The sequence below is a fragment of the Geminocystis sp. NIES-3708 genome (assembly GCF_001548095.1).
Lineage (GTDB): Bacteria > Cyanobacteriota > Cyanobacteriia > Cyanobacteriales > Cyanobacteriaceae > Geminocystis.
Map to the genome: position 1 here is coordinate 1570248 of NZ_AP014815.1, position 14393 is coordinate 1584640.

15 protein-coding genes are annotated in these 14393 nt (G+C 30.4%); 9 read left to right on the top strand and 6 right to left on the bottom strand.

What is annotated here, in order from left to right:
* The first annotated feature begins 2 nt into the window (after positions 1 to 2).
* Both GM3708_RS06840 and GM3708_RS06845 read left to right on the top strand, forming a co-directional pair.
* Entirely contained in the window at positions 3 to 653 is a 651-nt protein-coding gene (locus GM3708_RS06840) for a DUF2301 domain-containing membrane protein (RefSeq protein ID WP_066345113.1), read from the top strand.
* Positions 654 to 793: 140 nt separating this feature from the next.
* Entirely contained in the window at positions 794 to 1744 is a 951-nt protein-coding gene (locus tag GM3708_RS06845) for a M23 family metallopeptidase (protein ID WP_066345114.1), read from the top strand.
* A gap of 11 nt (positions 1745 to 1755) precedes the next feature.
* Here the strand turns inward: GM3708_RS06845 and GM3708_RS06850 are convergent, their stop codons facing one another.
* Positions 1756 to 2352 (bottom strand): hypothetical protein, encoded by a 597-nt coding sequence (locus GM3708_RS06850; protein WP_066345115.1) that lies wholly within the window; start codon positions 2350 to 2352, stop codon positions 1756 to 1758.
* Positions 2353 to 2454: 102 nt separating this feature from the next.
* Here GM3708_RS06850 and GM3708_RS06855 point away from each other — a divergent pair, with 102 nt between their 5' ends.
* The 3 genes from GM3708_RS06855 to GM3708_RS06865 all read left to right on the top strand — a co-directional run bounded on the left by GM3708_RS06855 (position 2455) and on the right by GM3708_RS06865 (position 3855).
* Positions 2455 to 2682: a ferredoxin family protein gene (locus GM3708_RS06855; RefSeq protein ID WP_066118594.1), complete on the top strand. Its 228-nt coding sequence runs from the start codon at positions 2455 to 2457 to the stop codon at positions 2680 to 2682.
* Positions 2683 to 2774: 92 nt separating this feature from the next.
* Positions 2775 to 3494 (top strand): ABC transporter ATP-binding protein, encoded by a 720-nt coding sequence (locus GM3708_RS06860; protein WP_066345116.1) that lies wholly within the window; start codon positions 2775 to 2777, stop codon positions 3492 to 3494.
* A 16-nt stretch (positions 3495 to 3510) separates the two neighbouring features.
* Positions 3511 to 3855 carry a DMT family protein gene (locus tag GM3708_RS06865; RefSeq protein WP_066349360.1) on the top strand — a complete coding sequence of 115 codons (345 nt, stop codon included), beginning with the start codon at positions 3511 to 3513 and terminating at the stop codon, positions 3853 to 3855.
* A 10-nt stretch (positions 3856 to 3865) separates the two neighbouring features.
* On the opposite strand, the gene GM3708_RS06870 is transcribed toward GM3708_RS06865, so the two are convergent.
* The 3 genes from GM3708_RS06870 to GM3708_RS06880 form a co-directional block, all read right to left on the bottom strand.
* Complete coding sequence (locus GM3708_RS06870) at positions 3866 to 4684, bottom strand: NAD-dependent epimerase/dehydratase family protein (protein ID WP_066345117.1); 819 nt, start codon at positions 4682 to 4684, stop codon at positions 3866 to 3868.
* The gene (locus tag GM3708_RS06875; protein WP_066345118.1) at positions 4668 to 5612 is read right to left on the bottom strand and encodes an NAD-dependent epimerase/dehydratase family protein; all 945 of its coding nucleotides are present in this window, start codon (positions 5610 to 5612) and stop codon (positions 4668 to 4670) included. Before GM3708_RS06875 ends, GM3708_RS06870 begins: the two co-directional genes overlap by 17 nt.
* A gap of 155 nt (positions 5613 to 5767) precedes the next feature.
* Positions 5768 to 6781, bottom strand: coding sequence for a hypothetical protein (locus tag GM3708_RS06880; RefSeq protein ID WP_066345120.1), 1014 nt, complete (start codon positions 6779 to 6781; stop codon positions 5768 to 5770).
* Between the two features lie 533 nt (positions 6782 to 7314).
* Between GM3708_RS06880 and GM3708_RS06885 the strand changes: the two genes are divergently transcribed.
* Entirely contained in the window at positions 7315 to 9405 is a 2091-nt protein-coding gene (locus tag GM3708_RS06885) for a cation:proton antiporter (RefSeq protein WP_066345122.1), read from the top strand.
* Here the strand turns inward: GM3708_RS06885 and GM3708_RS19765 are convergent.
* Positions 9380 to 9595, bottom strand: coding sequence for a precorrin-6A/cobalt-precorrin-6A reductase (locus GM3708_RS19765; RefSeq protein ID WP_144439356.1), 216 nt, complete (start codon positions 9593 to 9595; stop codon positions 9380 to 9382). The genes GM3708_RS06885 and GM3708_RS19765 overlap by 26 nt on opposite strands.
* Positions 9596 to 9629: 34 nt before the next feature.
* The gene (locus GM3708_RS06890) at positions 9630 to 10103 is read right to left on the bottom strand and encodes a hypothetical protein (RefSeq protein WP_144439290.1); all 474 of its coding nucleotides are present in this window, start codon (positions 10101 to 10103) and stop codon (positions 9630 to 9632) included.
* Between the two features lie 184 nt (positions 10104 to 10287).
* On the opposite strand from GM3708_RS06890, the gene GM3708_RS06895 reads away from it, so the two are divergent.
* From GM3708_RS06895 to ftsH, 3 genes are all read left to right on the top strand, one after another.
* Positions 10288 to 10740 carry a Fur family transcriptional regulator gene (locus GM3708_RS06895; RefSeq protein ID WP_066345128.1) on the top strand — a complete coding sequence of 151 codons (453 nt, stop codon included), beginning with the start codon at positions 10288 to 10290 and terminating at the stop codon, positions 10738 to 10740.
* 39 nt (positions 10741 to 10779) lie between these two features.
* Positions 10780 to 12441, top strand: coding sequence for a DUF3685 domain-containing protein (locus GM3708_RS06900; RefSeq protein WP_066345129.1), 1662 nt, complete (start codon positions 10780 to 10782; stop codon positions 12439 to 12441).
* A 65-nt stretch (positions 12442 to 12506) separates the two neighbouring features.
* Positions 12507 to 14381 carry an ATP-dependent zinc metalloprotease FtsH gene (ftsH, locus tag GM3708_RS06905; protein WP_066345130.1) on the top strand — a complete coding sequence of 625 codons (1875 nt, stop codon included), beginning with the start codon at positions 12507 to 12509 and terminating at the stop codon, positions 14379 to 14381.
* The last annotated feature ends 12 nt before the right edge of the window (positions 14382 to 14393 follow it).

The window sequence follows — 14393 nt, forward strand, 5'->3', positions numbered from 1 at the left end:
ATATGACTATAGAATCTAAAATTTATGAAGGACAATTTGGTAACTTTATCATTACACAAGAAGATCGCAAAGAAGTAATGATATATCGTCTTGGTTTAGCATTAGCAGGAGTCAGTTTTGCTGTAGGGATTTTATTATTTTTATGGTTAGATTTTACTCCGATTATCGATCAAGTTTTAACGATATTATTTGCCTTATTTATTATGAGCTTAGGGGTAAGTTTACAAAAGATTCATATTTACTTAAAACCCTTACACAATACGTTAAAAGTTTTTTGGTTAATCGGTACAATTAGTACTATTGTTTTTGCTATAAATAGTCAAGGATACTTGGTAAATTTTATCAAAAATCAACCTTTAAGTTTACTAGGAATTGGCTTTATTTTTGCCAGTTTAACAGGAATATTTATTAAAGAAGCCTTTTGTTTTAACCGTATAGAATCAAAAATTTTAAGTTTTATGATTCCCAGTTTATTACTAGGTTATATGATGGATATTTTCCCTCTAAAATTAGAACAATTTTTATTAACTACATGGGGAATCTTATTTCTAGTTTTTCTCATGGGAAAATCTATTCAAGAAATTTCTCCTGATATTGGCGATAAATCAGTATTTGAATACTTAAAAAATCAATCAAAAAATAATATTAATTAATAATCATTTTTTAGAGCTTTTTTAATCTTTGTTTTTCATAAAAGATAAAATAAATATATTGTACTTATCTTCAATACTTGAATAAAATGTCAAAACTATCAATCAAATGGTTAAAAAGAATTAGCTTTATTCTTATATTAGTGTTAGTTTCATTTTCTATCGCTACTTTTGCATCTTCAGCACCCAAATTTGGTTTACCAATTGATTGTAAATTAGGTCAAGATTGTTATATTATGCACTATGTTGATCATGATCCCACATCAAAAGTAATTGATTTTGGTTGTGGCAGACAAACCTATGACACTCATAACGGTACAGATTTTGGGATTCCTAATCTGCAAATTATGCAACAGGGTGTTCAGGTTAAAGCTATCGAAGATGGTATAGTTTTAAGGGTAAGAGATGGAGTAGAAGATAATTTAATATCGAATCAAGAAGACAAAAAAGCGATAGAAGGCAAAGAATGTGGTAATGGAATCGTAATTAAACATGAAGACGGTTGGGAAAGTCAATATTGTCATTTAAAACAAAATAGTATCATTGTCAAAAATGGCATGGAAGTAGAAAAAGGAACAACTTTAGGTATGGTAGGAACATCAGGATTATCATCTTTTCCTCATGTTCATTTAAGCTTAAGGCAGGAAGGCAAAATTGTCGATCCTTTTGTGGGAATAACAGATAAAACAGGTTGTGACATAACAAAAAAATCTCTATGGGAAAAAAAATTAGACTATACACCAACAGGATTAATTGAAGCTGGTTTTGCCTCAGAAATTCCCACTCAACAAAAATTATGGGAAGGACAATTTTATAATCTGTCAATTAACAATAAAAGTCCTCAATTAATTTTTTGGATTCATGCTTTTGGAGTCTTAGAAAATGATCAAGAATCTTTCCAATTAATTAACCCGAATAATCAACTAATTATTAATCAGAAAAAACCTATTAATAAATCTTCTCGTACATGGATGAGTTATGCTGGAAAAAATAATAAATCAAGTTTAGAAAAAGGTACATGGATAGGAAAATATCAGCTTATGAGAAATAATAAAATAGTTTTTAATTTAGAACGTAAAATAACTATAAACTAATCAAATTTGATCTATTTAAAAGGTTGTCCCCAATATTTCCATGATTCTTTATTAAACGGCGATCGCCACTTAATAATCAAATTTTTTTCAATGGTTTGACGTAATTTTCTATCAGTAGGAATACTCCATAAAAAAGCACTGCGAATCATTAAATTGAGCTTATATTTTCGGTGCAATTCAATATAGTTTTGAATATAACTTTTACAGTCATGATTAATCCATCTTTGATGGGGGGATAATTTAGTTTCTCCTACATATAAAAGTATATCTACATGAGTATCTAAAATAAAATAAAGACAACTTTCACTAAGATTATAGTTCGGTAAATCATAAAATTGATCAGGATGAGTTTCAAGGCTAAAAGGATCAAATAAATTTATGTCAAATAAAGTCGTCTTATCGGGAAAAAAATTAATTTGTTGAGATAAATTATTACGCTGACTTTGTTGATAATTATAAAGATTATTTTTCCAATTTTCTAAAAACTTTTTTCCCATGACAAAATCAGGAGTTAAATTAGGCTTTTTTACTTGATAAACTGCGACAGATTCAAATAAACTTAACTGTTGATTATTACTTTTACCTGATTGATAATGAGGATATTTCATCTTTTTACTGATTCATAAGGCAATTTTATTGTCAATGGTTAATAGCTTACTGTATAATGTTTTGGGCGTAAAAGATAGAATTAATAAATCAGGAGCGAAAAAGTGCCACATACTATTGTAACGGATGTTTGCGAAGGAATAGCCGATTGTGTTTCAGCTTGTCCTGTAGCGTGTATTCATGAAGGACCAAGTAAAAATATCAAAGGCACTGATTGGTATTGGATTGATTTTGACACTTGTATTGATTGTGGAATTTGTCTGCAAGTATGTCCAGTAGAAGATGCCATCCTAGCAGAAGAGCGTCCCGAATTGCAAAAAACTCCTGTATAGTGATTAAGTTTATCTGATTTAAGGAATAATAGATTCTTCTCATAACACAAGTTGACAAGGTAATTAATTTTTATAGATGATTATTAATTTTTATGGCTAATTTACTAGAAGTCGAAAATGTTTATGCAGGTTATATAAAAGATTTAAACATCTTACAAGGTATAAACTTTAGTATTGAAGCCCATGAGTTAGTTACCGTAATCGGTCCAAATGGTGCAGGAAAATCTACTCTTGCTAAGACCATTTTTGGCTTATTATCACCAAATCAAGGCAAAATAATCTTTAAAGGAGAAAATATAGCTGGATTAAAACCGAATGAGATTGTTAAGCGTGGAATGTGTTATGTGCCACAAATTGTCAACGTTTTTCCTAGTCTCACCATCGAGGAAAATTTAGAAATGGGTGCTTATACATTATCAGGCTCAAATAAGAAGCAAAAAGAGCTAATATATACTATGTTCCCTAAATTAAAAGAAAGAGCGAAACAAAGTGCTGGTACATTATCTGGTGGTGAAAGACAAATGTTAGCTATGGGTAGGGCTTTGATGTTAGATCCAGATTTGCTATTATTAGACGAACCATCTGCTGCACTTTCTCCCATTTTAGTGAATAATATTTTTGAACAAATAAAAGCTGTTAATGCCACTGGTAAAGCAATAGTTTTAGTAGAACAAAATGCCAAAAAAGCTTTGATGATGGCACATCGTGGGTATGTTTTAGAAAATGGAAAAGATGCTATTGAGGGTGAGGGAAAAGACTTGCTTAACAACCCTCAAGTAGCAGAATTATATTTAGGCATTGAAAAGAAATAAACTTTACAAATCAAAAATGTTTAAACCATTAATTCTTTTAGTGATTTCAAATATTTTTATGACCTTTGCATGGTATGGTCATTTGAAAGATCTAAAATCATTTCCTCTTTGGACTGTAATTATTATAAGTTGGTTAATAGCATTTTTTGAATACTGTTTTCAAGTACCAGCCAATCGTATTGGGAATCAATATTTTAGCCTTCCTCAATTAAAAGTAGTGCAAGAAGTAATCAGTATGCTAGTTTTTGCAGGATTTAGTTTTGCTTACATGAAAGTTCCAATTACTCGAAATTATTTTTTTGCGGCAATGCTGTTGGCTGCCGCCGCTTATTTAATTTTTAGCGACAACAAACTACGTTAAAAAACTGAATTTAATAAATTTCCTTTGTGTCTTTGCGCCTTTGCGAGATACTCTCATTCACAAAATCAATTACTGTTTCACGAGTAGAAGGAATATTTGCCACTGACTGAATTTTATTGATAGATACTTCATAGGCGACGGGAGGAGTCTCAAAGTTAACTTTGACTTGACTTTTAGTTATGTCAATAATCTCTTTCAACTTGACTAAACCCTTACCGCAGAGGTTGAAAATTTCTTGAGTGTAACCCTGTTGAATAATATTTATAACTGCGGCTGCCGCTATGTCAGTATGAATATATTGCAATTCACTATCAGGATGTAGCCAAAGTTTTTCCCCTTCAAGGATGTCAAAAATAGCGTTTTTCTTCATTCCTTCGCCGACAAAACCCCCCATACGGAAAATTAACCAGTCAGGATGTACATGACGAACACATTGTTCAGCTAAATACTTATGAAAACCATAAGGGCTTTGGGCAGAAATGTCAATGATTCTATCTTCTTTTGTCAATTCAGGATTTGAACAATCTGGGTAAACATCACAAGAAGACAAGAATATATACTTTTTGGCAGGAAAATCTATTAATGATTGTCGCACAGAACGGACGGAAGCGTCAAATTCCAATAGAGGGTTATCTTTAGCTAAGAATTTTTTAGAGTTGCCATTGGCATTGATTAATAAGTCACATTTTGTGCCAATATTATTTTCATAATTAGCTCTATTTATTACTAGATAATCAAGGTTATTTTTTTGACAATAACGAGTATAAGCCGAACCAACAAAGCCTTCTCCACCGATAATAATAATTTTAAAATTAGAGTCGAATTCCATCGGTTTTATTTCTATAATTTGTACTTAACCAAGCGAAAGTTTTTTCTAAGCCATCTTTTAAATGAGTATCACAAGATAAGCCTAAAGAATTTAATTTAGTAACATCAAAAATTTTTACCATTTGCCCATCAGGCTTTGTTATATCCCAACTTAGTTTACCTTCAAAACCCGTGGTTTCTTTTATTATTTCTGCCAATTCTTTAATAGGTGTTGTTGTGCCTGAAGAAATATTAATTGGCTCACTAGAATCATAATTTTCAATAAAATAAGGAATAACTTTTGCCACATCTTGGGCATAAACAAAATCTCGTTTAGCAGCACCACTTCCCCACATTGTTACTTCTTCCAAATTGTTTAATTTAGCTTCATAAAAACGTCTAACTAAAGCAGGTACGACATGAGATTCATTGTTACGAAAATTATCATATTCTCCATATAAATTACCCGGAATTAATACCACAGAATTTAAACCATATTGAGTGCGATAAGACTGTGAAGCGACAATACCCATTTTTTTCGCACTTGAATAACCTGCACTTTCAGCTTGAGGATAACCTTGCCACATCTGAGATTCATCGATAGGTGATGTTGCGGTTGCTGGATAGCTACATCCTCCCATCGTATAAATCATTTTTTTGACTTTAAATTTCGCTGCTTGTTCAAATACTAAAGCGGTTAAAATAGTGTTGCGATAATAGAAATCGGCTGGAAATGAACGATTAGCACCAATTCCTCCCGAATAAGCGGCTAAATGGATTAATATTTCTGGGTGTAATTCTTCAAACATTTTCAGCACTTCCACAGGATTCATCAAATCATAATCTTGAGAAGATAAACCAATTACTGTAGCTTGAGGATATTGAGTGTTTAATTGTGGTAAAAGATGTCTGCCTAAAAAGCCAGTTGCACCAGTAACAACTATTTTCATGTTTCAATGATTTTTTGATCTTGTTTTTATTCTCAATCATCATATAATAAAGATGTCAACATAAAATTGAACATTAAAAATTAGTGATTATTTTAAGGCTTTTAATTATCGTTTCAAAATCAAAAATTATAAAAAAATGATGAGATTTTATTCCATTATTTAATAGAATAAGTTGTATCTAAATAATCATAATAACTCTTATATAAATCAAATCCAGGTAGTTTAACTTTGAAATTAGAAGGATAATTATATTTACTATTTGGATATTTATTTTTGAGATGGAGAATATAATAATAGGTTTTTTCCCATTTACTGAGATAACTTAAAAATAGTTGAAATTGACTGTAAAATGCTTCATACTTATAACTTAACGTAATGTACTGTAGAATTCTCGCCATAGTTAAGAAATCTTCAGTGTCATCTTTTTTTATTCTAAGAAATTGAGTCGCTATTTCTCGGAATAAATTATCATCACTTTTTACCAATAAAACGAAAGGTTTTAAATCCTCTATATTATATGCTTTGTTCTGTTCAATAAAATCTTTAATCTTTTTCAATAATTGCCAATATTCTAGTTCATTAGTTTTTAATAAGTAAAAAAAAGTTCCTAAATTATTTACATCAGAAATCATGAACAAGTACTTCATATAAAGTTTCATAGTTTTTTGTTCATTTTCTTCATTTAATTGTTTTATAAAAAAGGATATTGATTTTCTTAGTTTTTCTTGAAAAATTAATTTATTTTCTTGTTGTTGAAATAACTCAAGAGAATTTTGATAAAATTCTAAAAATGCTGGACTATTATATTCTGCTTCAATTTCTTTGATTTTAAAAAGAGTATCTAAATTATCTAATAATATTTTAAAAAACTCTTTAGCAATAACAAAATAATGCTGTTTCTGTTGACAATATCTATCTAAATAACTCTGTATTCTTGCATAGGTTAAAAAATCTTTTTCGATAAATTTTTCACTTAATAAAGCCTTTAGAGTGACATTCGTACTTTCTATCTTTTCCAAAGCACTATTGTAATGAAATAAAATATCTTGAGGTATATCAGCTTTAATATATTGGCTAAAAATATAATCGATAAGAGTTTTTTCTCCTAATAAAGGACGATTCCACCAAGGTTTATCTAATTTTCCCTCCAATGTTAATTCTACTTTCATGGCATTACCTCTTCATGAGAATTTTCTCCTATATTTAAAATAATAATATCTTTTTTTTATTAAACAATCAGTATATTTTGGTATTTTTTTTTGATATATTTTAAAATAAAATCTAATTATTTGAATTAATTATTTTGATACTTAAGAATTTTCTATTACTTATTCATACGTAAATATCATTAACTTTGTTTTTGACACGACACTTTGAGTCTAATGAATTGCTACTTAAAATAAATCTTCGAGAAAAAATTGTCAAATAGATAAGTTATCTTGAATTGAAAATGATATATTACTTTAAATAATTGATCTAATGATTTATGAAAAATAAAGTTATAATAGCAAAAATTTTAACTTAATAATAATATTATATAGATCAAAATAAATAGATTTTTAAAATACTCTAAATATCTAAAATTTTAAGGTAAGTAAAAATAAAAAACTAATATAAACTTTAAATAAGTTTTTAAAGAATTAGACTATTTTAATGGTATAAAAATAAAGAAGAAAATATCCAAAAATAAAAAATTAAATAGATGGAAAAATTTTATGACCTAATTCCCGATAGTCCTCTTCTTACTTTTACTATTTTATTATTAGTTATTGTCACTATTCCCCCTCTTTTTGAAAAAATCAAACTACCCGGATTAGTAGGTTTATTAGTCGCAGGAGTTATTTTGGGAAATGATGGTTTTGGTTTGTTAGATAAAGAGAGTGAATCTATTAAACTTTTAGCCGACATTGGTAAAATTTATTTAATGTTTGTGGCAGGGTTAGAGATTGATTTAGCAGATTTTCGTAAGAGTAAAAATCGTTCTTTAACTTTTGGTTTTTGTACTTTTATCGTACCTTTAATTATGGGTACTTTAGTGGGTTTAACCTTTAATATGGGCATAAATTCTTCTATTTTATTAGGTTCATTATTAGCTTCTCATACTCTCTTAGGTTATCCCATTGTCAATCGTTTAGGGGTAGTGGGAAATGAAGCAGTTGTCATCACTATTGGTGCAACTATTTTTACAGATATTGGTGCTTTATTGGTTTTAGCTATTTGTGTTTCTATTCACGGCGGAGAATTTACTTTAGCTACTTTAATTTTTCAATTAGTGAGTTTAGCCTTTTATTCCTTTGTGATTTTATATGGTTTTGATAAAGCTGGGAAAGAATATTTTAGGCGTACAGGCGACGAGGAAAGTAATCAATTTTTATTCGTTTTATTAGCAGTTTTTCTTGCTTCTGTGGGAGCACAAATGATTAATGTAGATAAAATTGTTGGTGCATTTTTAGCTGGTTTAGCAGTTAATGATGTTGTAGGAAAAGGACCAGTTAAAGAAAAAGTTGAATTTGTAGGTAGCACTTTATTTATACCATGTTTTTTCGTTTCCATCGGATTAATTTTAAATATTTCGGGTTTTATTGACACTTTAAGTAGCGATTTTTTCCTTACCATTGCTATTGTTGGTGGTTTATTTTTAAGTAAATTTATTGCGGCATTAATACCTAAATTTTTGTATAAATATAATTGGGATCAATGTATGACAATGTGGTCTTTATCCTTACCTCAAGTAGCGGCAACTTTAGCGGCAACCTTAGTGGGAGTTAACGCTGGTTTATTGTCAGACTCAGTTTTTAACGTTGTTATTGTGATGATGTTAGTTACTTCTGTATCAGGCCCCATTATAACAGGTAAATTTGCCCGTAATTTATTTAATCCTACTGTAGATGTTGCATTAATCGAACCATTAGAGATTCAAGAGTCTTCAGAATTAGCTAAGGAAGAAACTTTTAAAGAGCATAATTTAATAGATTCTTTTTCCATTGTTGTACCGATTGCTAATCCTCATACAGAAAAGTTACTCATTGAAATTGGCGCAATTTTGGCACGTCATGAAAAAGGCTCTATCATACCTTTATCTATAGTAAAAGCTCATGTTCACATGGATGAGCCAGAATTGAAAATCGCCCTAAATCATAGCCATAAATTACTAACTAGAAGTGTCAAATATAGTCAAGATTTACAAGTATCTGTTAAACCAATTATTCGCATTGATGATGATTTAGCCGAAGCCATTAGCCGAGTTGCAAAAGAAAATCAAGCTAACTTAATTGTGATGGGTTGGAGTCCAAATACTACTATTCAAGCTCGTTTATTTGGTAATTTAATTGATAATGTATTTTGGGCTTCTCATTGTCCTGTTGCTGTGATAAAAATATTAGATGAACCAAATGACATACACCAAATCTTAGTACCTGTTAAAAACTTAGATCAAAAAACTCTCAATATCATTCGTTTTGCTTCTATCTTTGCTGGTAATAATCAAGGTAGTCTTACCCTACTTCACGTACACGATCGCAAAATTAATAAAAATCAAATAGAAACCTTTAAGTCAGCTTTAAGTATTGCGGTGGAAAAAATAGCTACTCAAATTCCTATTACCATTAAAACATTACGTTATCCAGATACTGCTCAAGCTATTATTCATACTGCCCAGAAATATGATTTTGATTTAGTTATCTTACGCTCTGTTCGTCGTCGTACTGCGGGAGGTTTGGCAGTAAGTGATGTAACCACGGAAGTAGTTAGACAACTTACTCGCTCAGTCATAATCTTTGGTGAGCCATATTAGAGTTTTGTTGAATAAATTTTAACATCATGTTTTTCGTTAATTTTCTGACAAAAATCTTCTGTTTTCCTACAAATTGATATAGTTGGGTTGCCTTAGCTGTAGTTACAAAAATAATAATTTTTTGCTCATGTTTTATTGATGATTTTGTGATCGCAATACTCTCAGAAGTGCCACCAATAAGCCAAATAATTTATTTGATATAAAGATTATAATGATTATCTCTTTTAAAATCCGACTTTTTTACAATACCAGTCGGCAGAATTAGAATTGATACAGGCAACACTAAAACTGAGAAAAATACATAGTGCAACTACTAAGTAAACTATTCCTATTAATATTCCCAGTTTGTGCTGGTTAATTAATAAACTTTGGAAAAAAGAAAACCCGAATGTAGCACCTGTTATCCCTCCCGTTAATGCACCTATTGAACCTAAACCAATCATCGTCATCAGAGGAGCGAGTGATCCTAATCCTCCTCCCATACCCCATCCTTGGATGTTGCCAGGAGTCCCATAGAGAGGAATAATACAAATCCACATGATACCAACAAAACAACCGACAATTGTAGTGTATATAGTTGTTTTAATGCTTTTTCTGATTGTCCCAACAATCAAACCGATAATTAAACCAACGATAACAGCTAAGATTCCTGAGAAAAAAGTCCCAAAAAACCATGCCGACAAGATGTAATTTAACATTAACATAAAAAGAATAAACGGATTCAGATTGAATAGATGAGATGCTTAATATGGTAAAAGATAAACCTTGAAAAATATCTAAAAAGTTTAATCATTGATTTTGTCCGAGTAAATGTTCAAAGTTAGGTTACTTAGGTTAAAGTGGTAGTGAGTTTACTTTAGCAGAAATACATTATAGGAGAATATGGAAAAATCAGGAGCAACCGCAAAAAAAATTCGCTCCTTAAAAGATGCCCTCAACCGTTGCCAAGAATTAGGTATGAGACTTTCTCGTCAAAGACGTTTTGTTCTTGAACTATTGTGGTCACAAGACGAACACTTATCGGCAAAAGAAATTTACGATCGCCTAAGTAAGCAAGGAAAAGATATAGGGCATACATCTGTTTATCAAAATTTAGAAGCTTTATCAAGTCAAGGAATTATTGAATGTGTGGAAAGACATGAAGGAAGGTTATATGGTAACTTTTGCGAAGATCATAGTCATGTTAATGTGTTAGACACTAATCAAATTGTAGATATACAAGTGGAATTACCCTCAGAATTAATTAAAACTATTGAACAAAAAACAGGAGTAAAAGTAGCCCATTATCGCATTGATTTTTATGGTTATAAACACCAATCAGATGACTTAAGCTAATATGCTTTTAAATTAATTCTTAATTCTTCATTATTTACAATGTCTTTCACTAATACCAATAAGACCGAAATTAATACAATATTATTAGATGATGATCCGATATTTGTTTTAGGATTAAAAGAAGTTTTGAATGGGGAAGAATTTAAGGATATAAATGTAATAGCGACTGGTAAGATCTTAGATTTTTCGTCTTTATTAAAAGAATATAATCTTACTTTATGGGTGGTATCTTTAGATTTTAATCAATATCCAGATAAAGCTCAAAAATTTCTTAATTCTCTTGAAAAATTAAGTGAACAAAATTCTAACTTATCTTTAGTTATTTTAGTTCCTTGGGGTTTTATAGGTGATTTTTCTCTTATTCCTGTAATTAAAGGATGTTGTTATAAAGGAACTGATGTTAATGAATTGGTAAAAATAGTGAGAATCTGTGCCTCAGGAGAAACTTATTTTTCTATTAATAATTCTTCAACACCATCTAAAAATATTCATAACTGGTTTTATAATCAATGTCAATTTGGTTTACAGCAAATTCAAGGAGAAATAATTAATATTGAAGATTACATTCAAGGGAAAAAATTATCAGTGGGAGATATTTTATACTGGCAAGGAAGAAAAAGAGAATTAAAGTTAGCTAAATGGTTTATACGGCAATTTACTCCTGATTATACTCATTTTCAATCTAACCTTACCTTGGAATCTGAATCACAAGATATTGGTAACGAAAATGATTCATCTATAAATTTTAACAATCAAATTGTTGTAAGTAATAATCCAAATAATATTTATGATTTAACTTTAGCAAAAATTAAAGGCTCAGTTAAAAACTCTACTGATAAATTATATTCTACTGATATACTCAAAGAATCTAAAAAACAAGAGTTATTAATCGTTATTCTACAAGAATGGATAATGACAATTAAAAATTTTAATAGTATTAATTTAGAAGAGGAAGAATTACCAAAGAAAATTGATATTCTTATTAAAGATATTTGGCAAAATTCAACTATTAAATTTTTGAGTAGATATTATAATTTTGATGAAAATAATTCTTATGATTTGGTACAATTGGTTTTAGAAAATTCTAATTTTTTCTTAACTCAAAATTTATCAAAAATTCCCCTTTTAGAACAAATTATTCTTTATCAAGTTAAGCAAAAAGACTTAATAATCGATAATCAACTATATGAATATGATAGCCAATCAGCTAAAGATATTGAAGAAACTATTTTTGATAATTTACTGATCACCATTGCTAATTCGATTATGGATTTCACTTTAAATAAATTTGCTGATAACTTAAATATTAAACAAAATTTATTTACTTTAGAGCTAAAATCTTCTCGAAAAGTAGCCATGTTTCGTAATAATTTAGTCTGGGCATATCGTCAAGAAACATATTGGCTAAATCCTAGAAATATCTTTGAAGATCAATATCAAATGTTAAAATTAACTTATCAGGGCATAGAGACTTGTATGATAACTCATCCTCGTCATGAAGAATTAAATGTTATAAAAGGAATACCTTTATGGATAACCATTTCAATTGAATTAAGAGATAGTCTCTCTAGAGGGATAAAATCTTTAGAAAATACCTTAGGTAAAATTGTTGTTTATTTACTAACAGAAGTTATTGGTAAAGGCATCGGCTTAATTGGTAAAGGTATTTTACAAGGAATAGGTAAAAGAATCAGAAATTGACAATACAATAATCAATCAAAAGTAAATTTCTTTTAGTTAAAAAATACTATTAAAAAAATCATAAAATGTACAATTATAATCATAAATTACGGAAAAATAAAGCAATTAAAAACAAAAAAATTATCAGTTTAATGGCAGGAAGTTTATTGCTATTACAAACATTTTTTACTGGTAGCAGTGTCTTAGCACAAGAAAAAAATGAGCAATTTAATTTCAGCGATTTACTGAGAAGTCTTGAAACTGGAGAAGTAAAAAAAGTTTCTATTGATCCTTCCACAAATATTGCCTATGTTTATTTGAACGGAGAAAATGATAATAAACCGCAAAAAGTCAAGTTATTTAATCAAAATCCCGAATTAATTGCCAAAATTAGGGAAAAAGGAGTGGATTTTGTCGTAGAATCTTCTGCGGCTAATACGGCGGCTTTATTAAACACCATGCAACTAGGTATTCTTCTTTTATTAATTATTGGTTTATTTCTCCTCATCAAAAAATCTGCTAGTGGTGCGGCAGGGGCGATGAATTTTGGGAAATCAAGGGCAAGATTTCAAATGGAAGCGGCTACAGGAGTTGAATTTAAAGATGTGGCAGGAATTGAGGAAGCTAAAGAAGAATTACAAGAAGTCGTCGTTTTTCTCAAAACCCCCGATAAATTCACCGCCGTTGGTGCTAAAATTCCTAGAGGAGTATTACTAATTGGACCTCCAGGAACAGGTAAAACCCTTTTAGCTAAAGCTATTGCAGGAGAGGCACAAGTTCCTTTTTTTAGCATTTCTGGTTCAGAATTTGTCGAAATGTTTGTGGGAGTTGGTGCTTCCCGTGTTCGTGATTTATTTAAAAAAGCCAAAGAAAACGCCCCTTGTTTAGTCTTTATCGATGAAATTGACGCAGTTGGAAGACAAAGAGGTACAGGTATCGGCGGAGGCAATGATGAAAGAGAGCAAACTCTTAACCAATTATTGACGGAAATGGATGGATTTGAAGGAAATACAGGTATTATCGTCATTGCCGCTACCAATCGCCCTGATGTCTTGGATAGTGCCTTATTACGCCCCGGAAGATTTGATCGTCAAGTGATGGTTGATTATCCTGATTTGAAAGGACGTTTAGGCATTTTAGATGTCCACGCCGCTACTAAAAAAATCGCTCCCGAAGTATCTTTAGACACTATCGCTCAACGTACTCCCGGATTCTCAGGAGCAGATTTAGCGAATTTACTCAACGAAGCGGCTATTTTAACTGCCAGAAGAAGAAAAGAAGCTATCACCATGTCAGAAATTGATGCGGCAATTGATCGAGTTATAGCTGGAATGGAAGGCACTCCTTTAGTCGATAGTAAGTGTAAAAGGTTAATTGCTTATCATGAAATTGGTCACGCAATTGTAGGTACATTTACCAACGGTCATGATCCCGTGGAAAAAGTTACCTTAATCCCTAGAGGACAAGCCAGAGGATTAACTTGGTTTACCCCTGATGAAGAACAAGGTTTAATTTCTAAAACTCAACTATTTGCTCGTATTACAGGTTTATTAGGGGGAAGAGCCGCCGAAGATATTATTTTCGGTAATGATGAAGTAACCACAGGAGCGGGAAATGATATTGAAAGAGTTACATCTTTAACTCGTCAAATAGTTACTAAATTTGGAATGTCAGAATTAGGACCCCTTGCCTTAGAGGGAGACGAACAACCAATATTTTTAGGTAATGACACTGTTAATCGCTCGGAATATTCTCAAGAAATAGCTGAAAAAATTGATTTACAAATTCAAAAAATAGTTTATCAATGTTATGAAAATGCTAAAAAGATAATCATAGATAATCGTCCTTTAATTGATAATTTAGTAGATCAGTTAATCGAAAAAGAAACTATTGAAGGAGATGTTTTTCGTCAAATTGTTGCTAATTATTCTAAGAAACAACCAATTTTAGTTAAGAATTAATAATTAACAAGA

Coding starts and splice junctions, on each gene's coding strand:
- GM3708_RS06840 (WP_066345113.1), top strand. CDS start 3: ATGACTATAGAATCTAAAATTTATGAAGGACAATTTGGTAACTTTATC.
- GM3708_RS06850 (WP_066345115.1), bottom strand. CDS start 2,352: ATGAAATATCCTCATTATCAATCAGGTAAAAGTAATAATCAACAGTTA.
- GM3708_RS06860 (WP_066345116.1), top strand. CDS start 2,775: ATGGCTAATTTACTAGAAGTCGAAAATGTTTATGCAGGTTATATAAAA.
- GM3708_RS06865 (WP_066349360.1), top strand. CDS start 3,511: ATGTTTAAACCATTAATTCTTTTAGTGATTTCAAATATTTTTATGACC.
- GM3708_RS06870 (WP_066345117.1), bottom strand. CDS start 4,684: ATGGAATTCGACTCTAATTTTAAAATTATTATTATCGGTGGAGAAGGC.
- GM3708_RS06875 (WP_066345118.1), bottom strand. CDS start 5,612: ATGAAAATAGTTGTTACTGGTGCAACTGGCTTTTTAGGCAGACATCTT.
- GM3708_RS06880 (WP_066345120.1), bottom strand. CDS start 6,781: ATGAAAGTAGAATTAACATTGGAGGGAAAATTAGATAAACCTTGGTGG.
- GM3708_RS06885 (WP_066345122.1), top strand. CDS start 7,315: ATGGAAAAATTTTATGACCTAATTCCCGATAGTCCTCTTCTTACTTTT.
- GM3708_RS06890 (WP_144439290.1), bottom strand. CDS start 10,103: ATGTTAAATTACATCTTGTCGGCATGGTTTTTTGGGACTTTTTTCTCA.
- GM3708_RS06895 (WP_066345128.1), top strand. CDS start 10,288: ATGGAAAAATCAGGAGCAACCGCAAAAAAAATTCGCTCCTTAAAAGAT.
- GM3708_RS06900 (WP_066345129.1), top strand. CDS start 10,780: ATGTCTTTCACTAATACCAATAAGACCGAAATTAATACAATATTATTA.
- ftsH (WP_066345130.1), top strand. CDS start 12,507: ATGTACAATTATAATCATAAATTACGGAAAAATAAAGCAATTAAAAAC.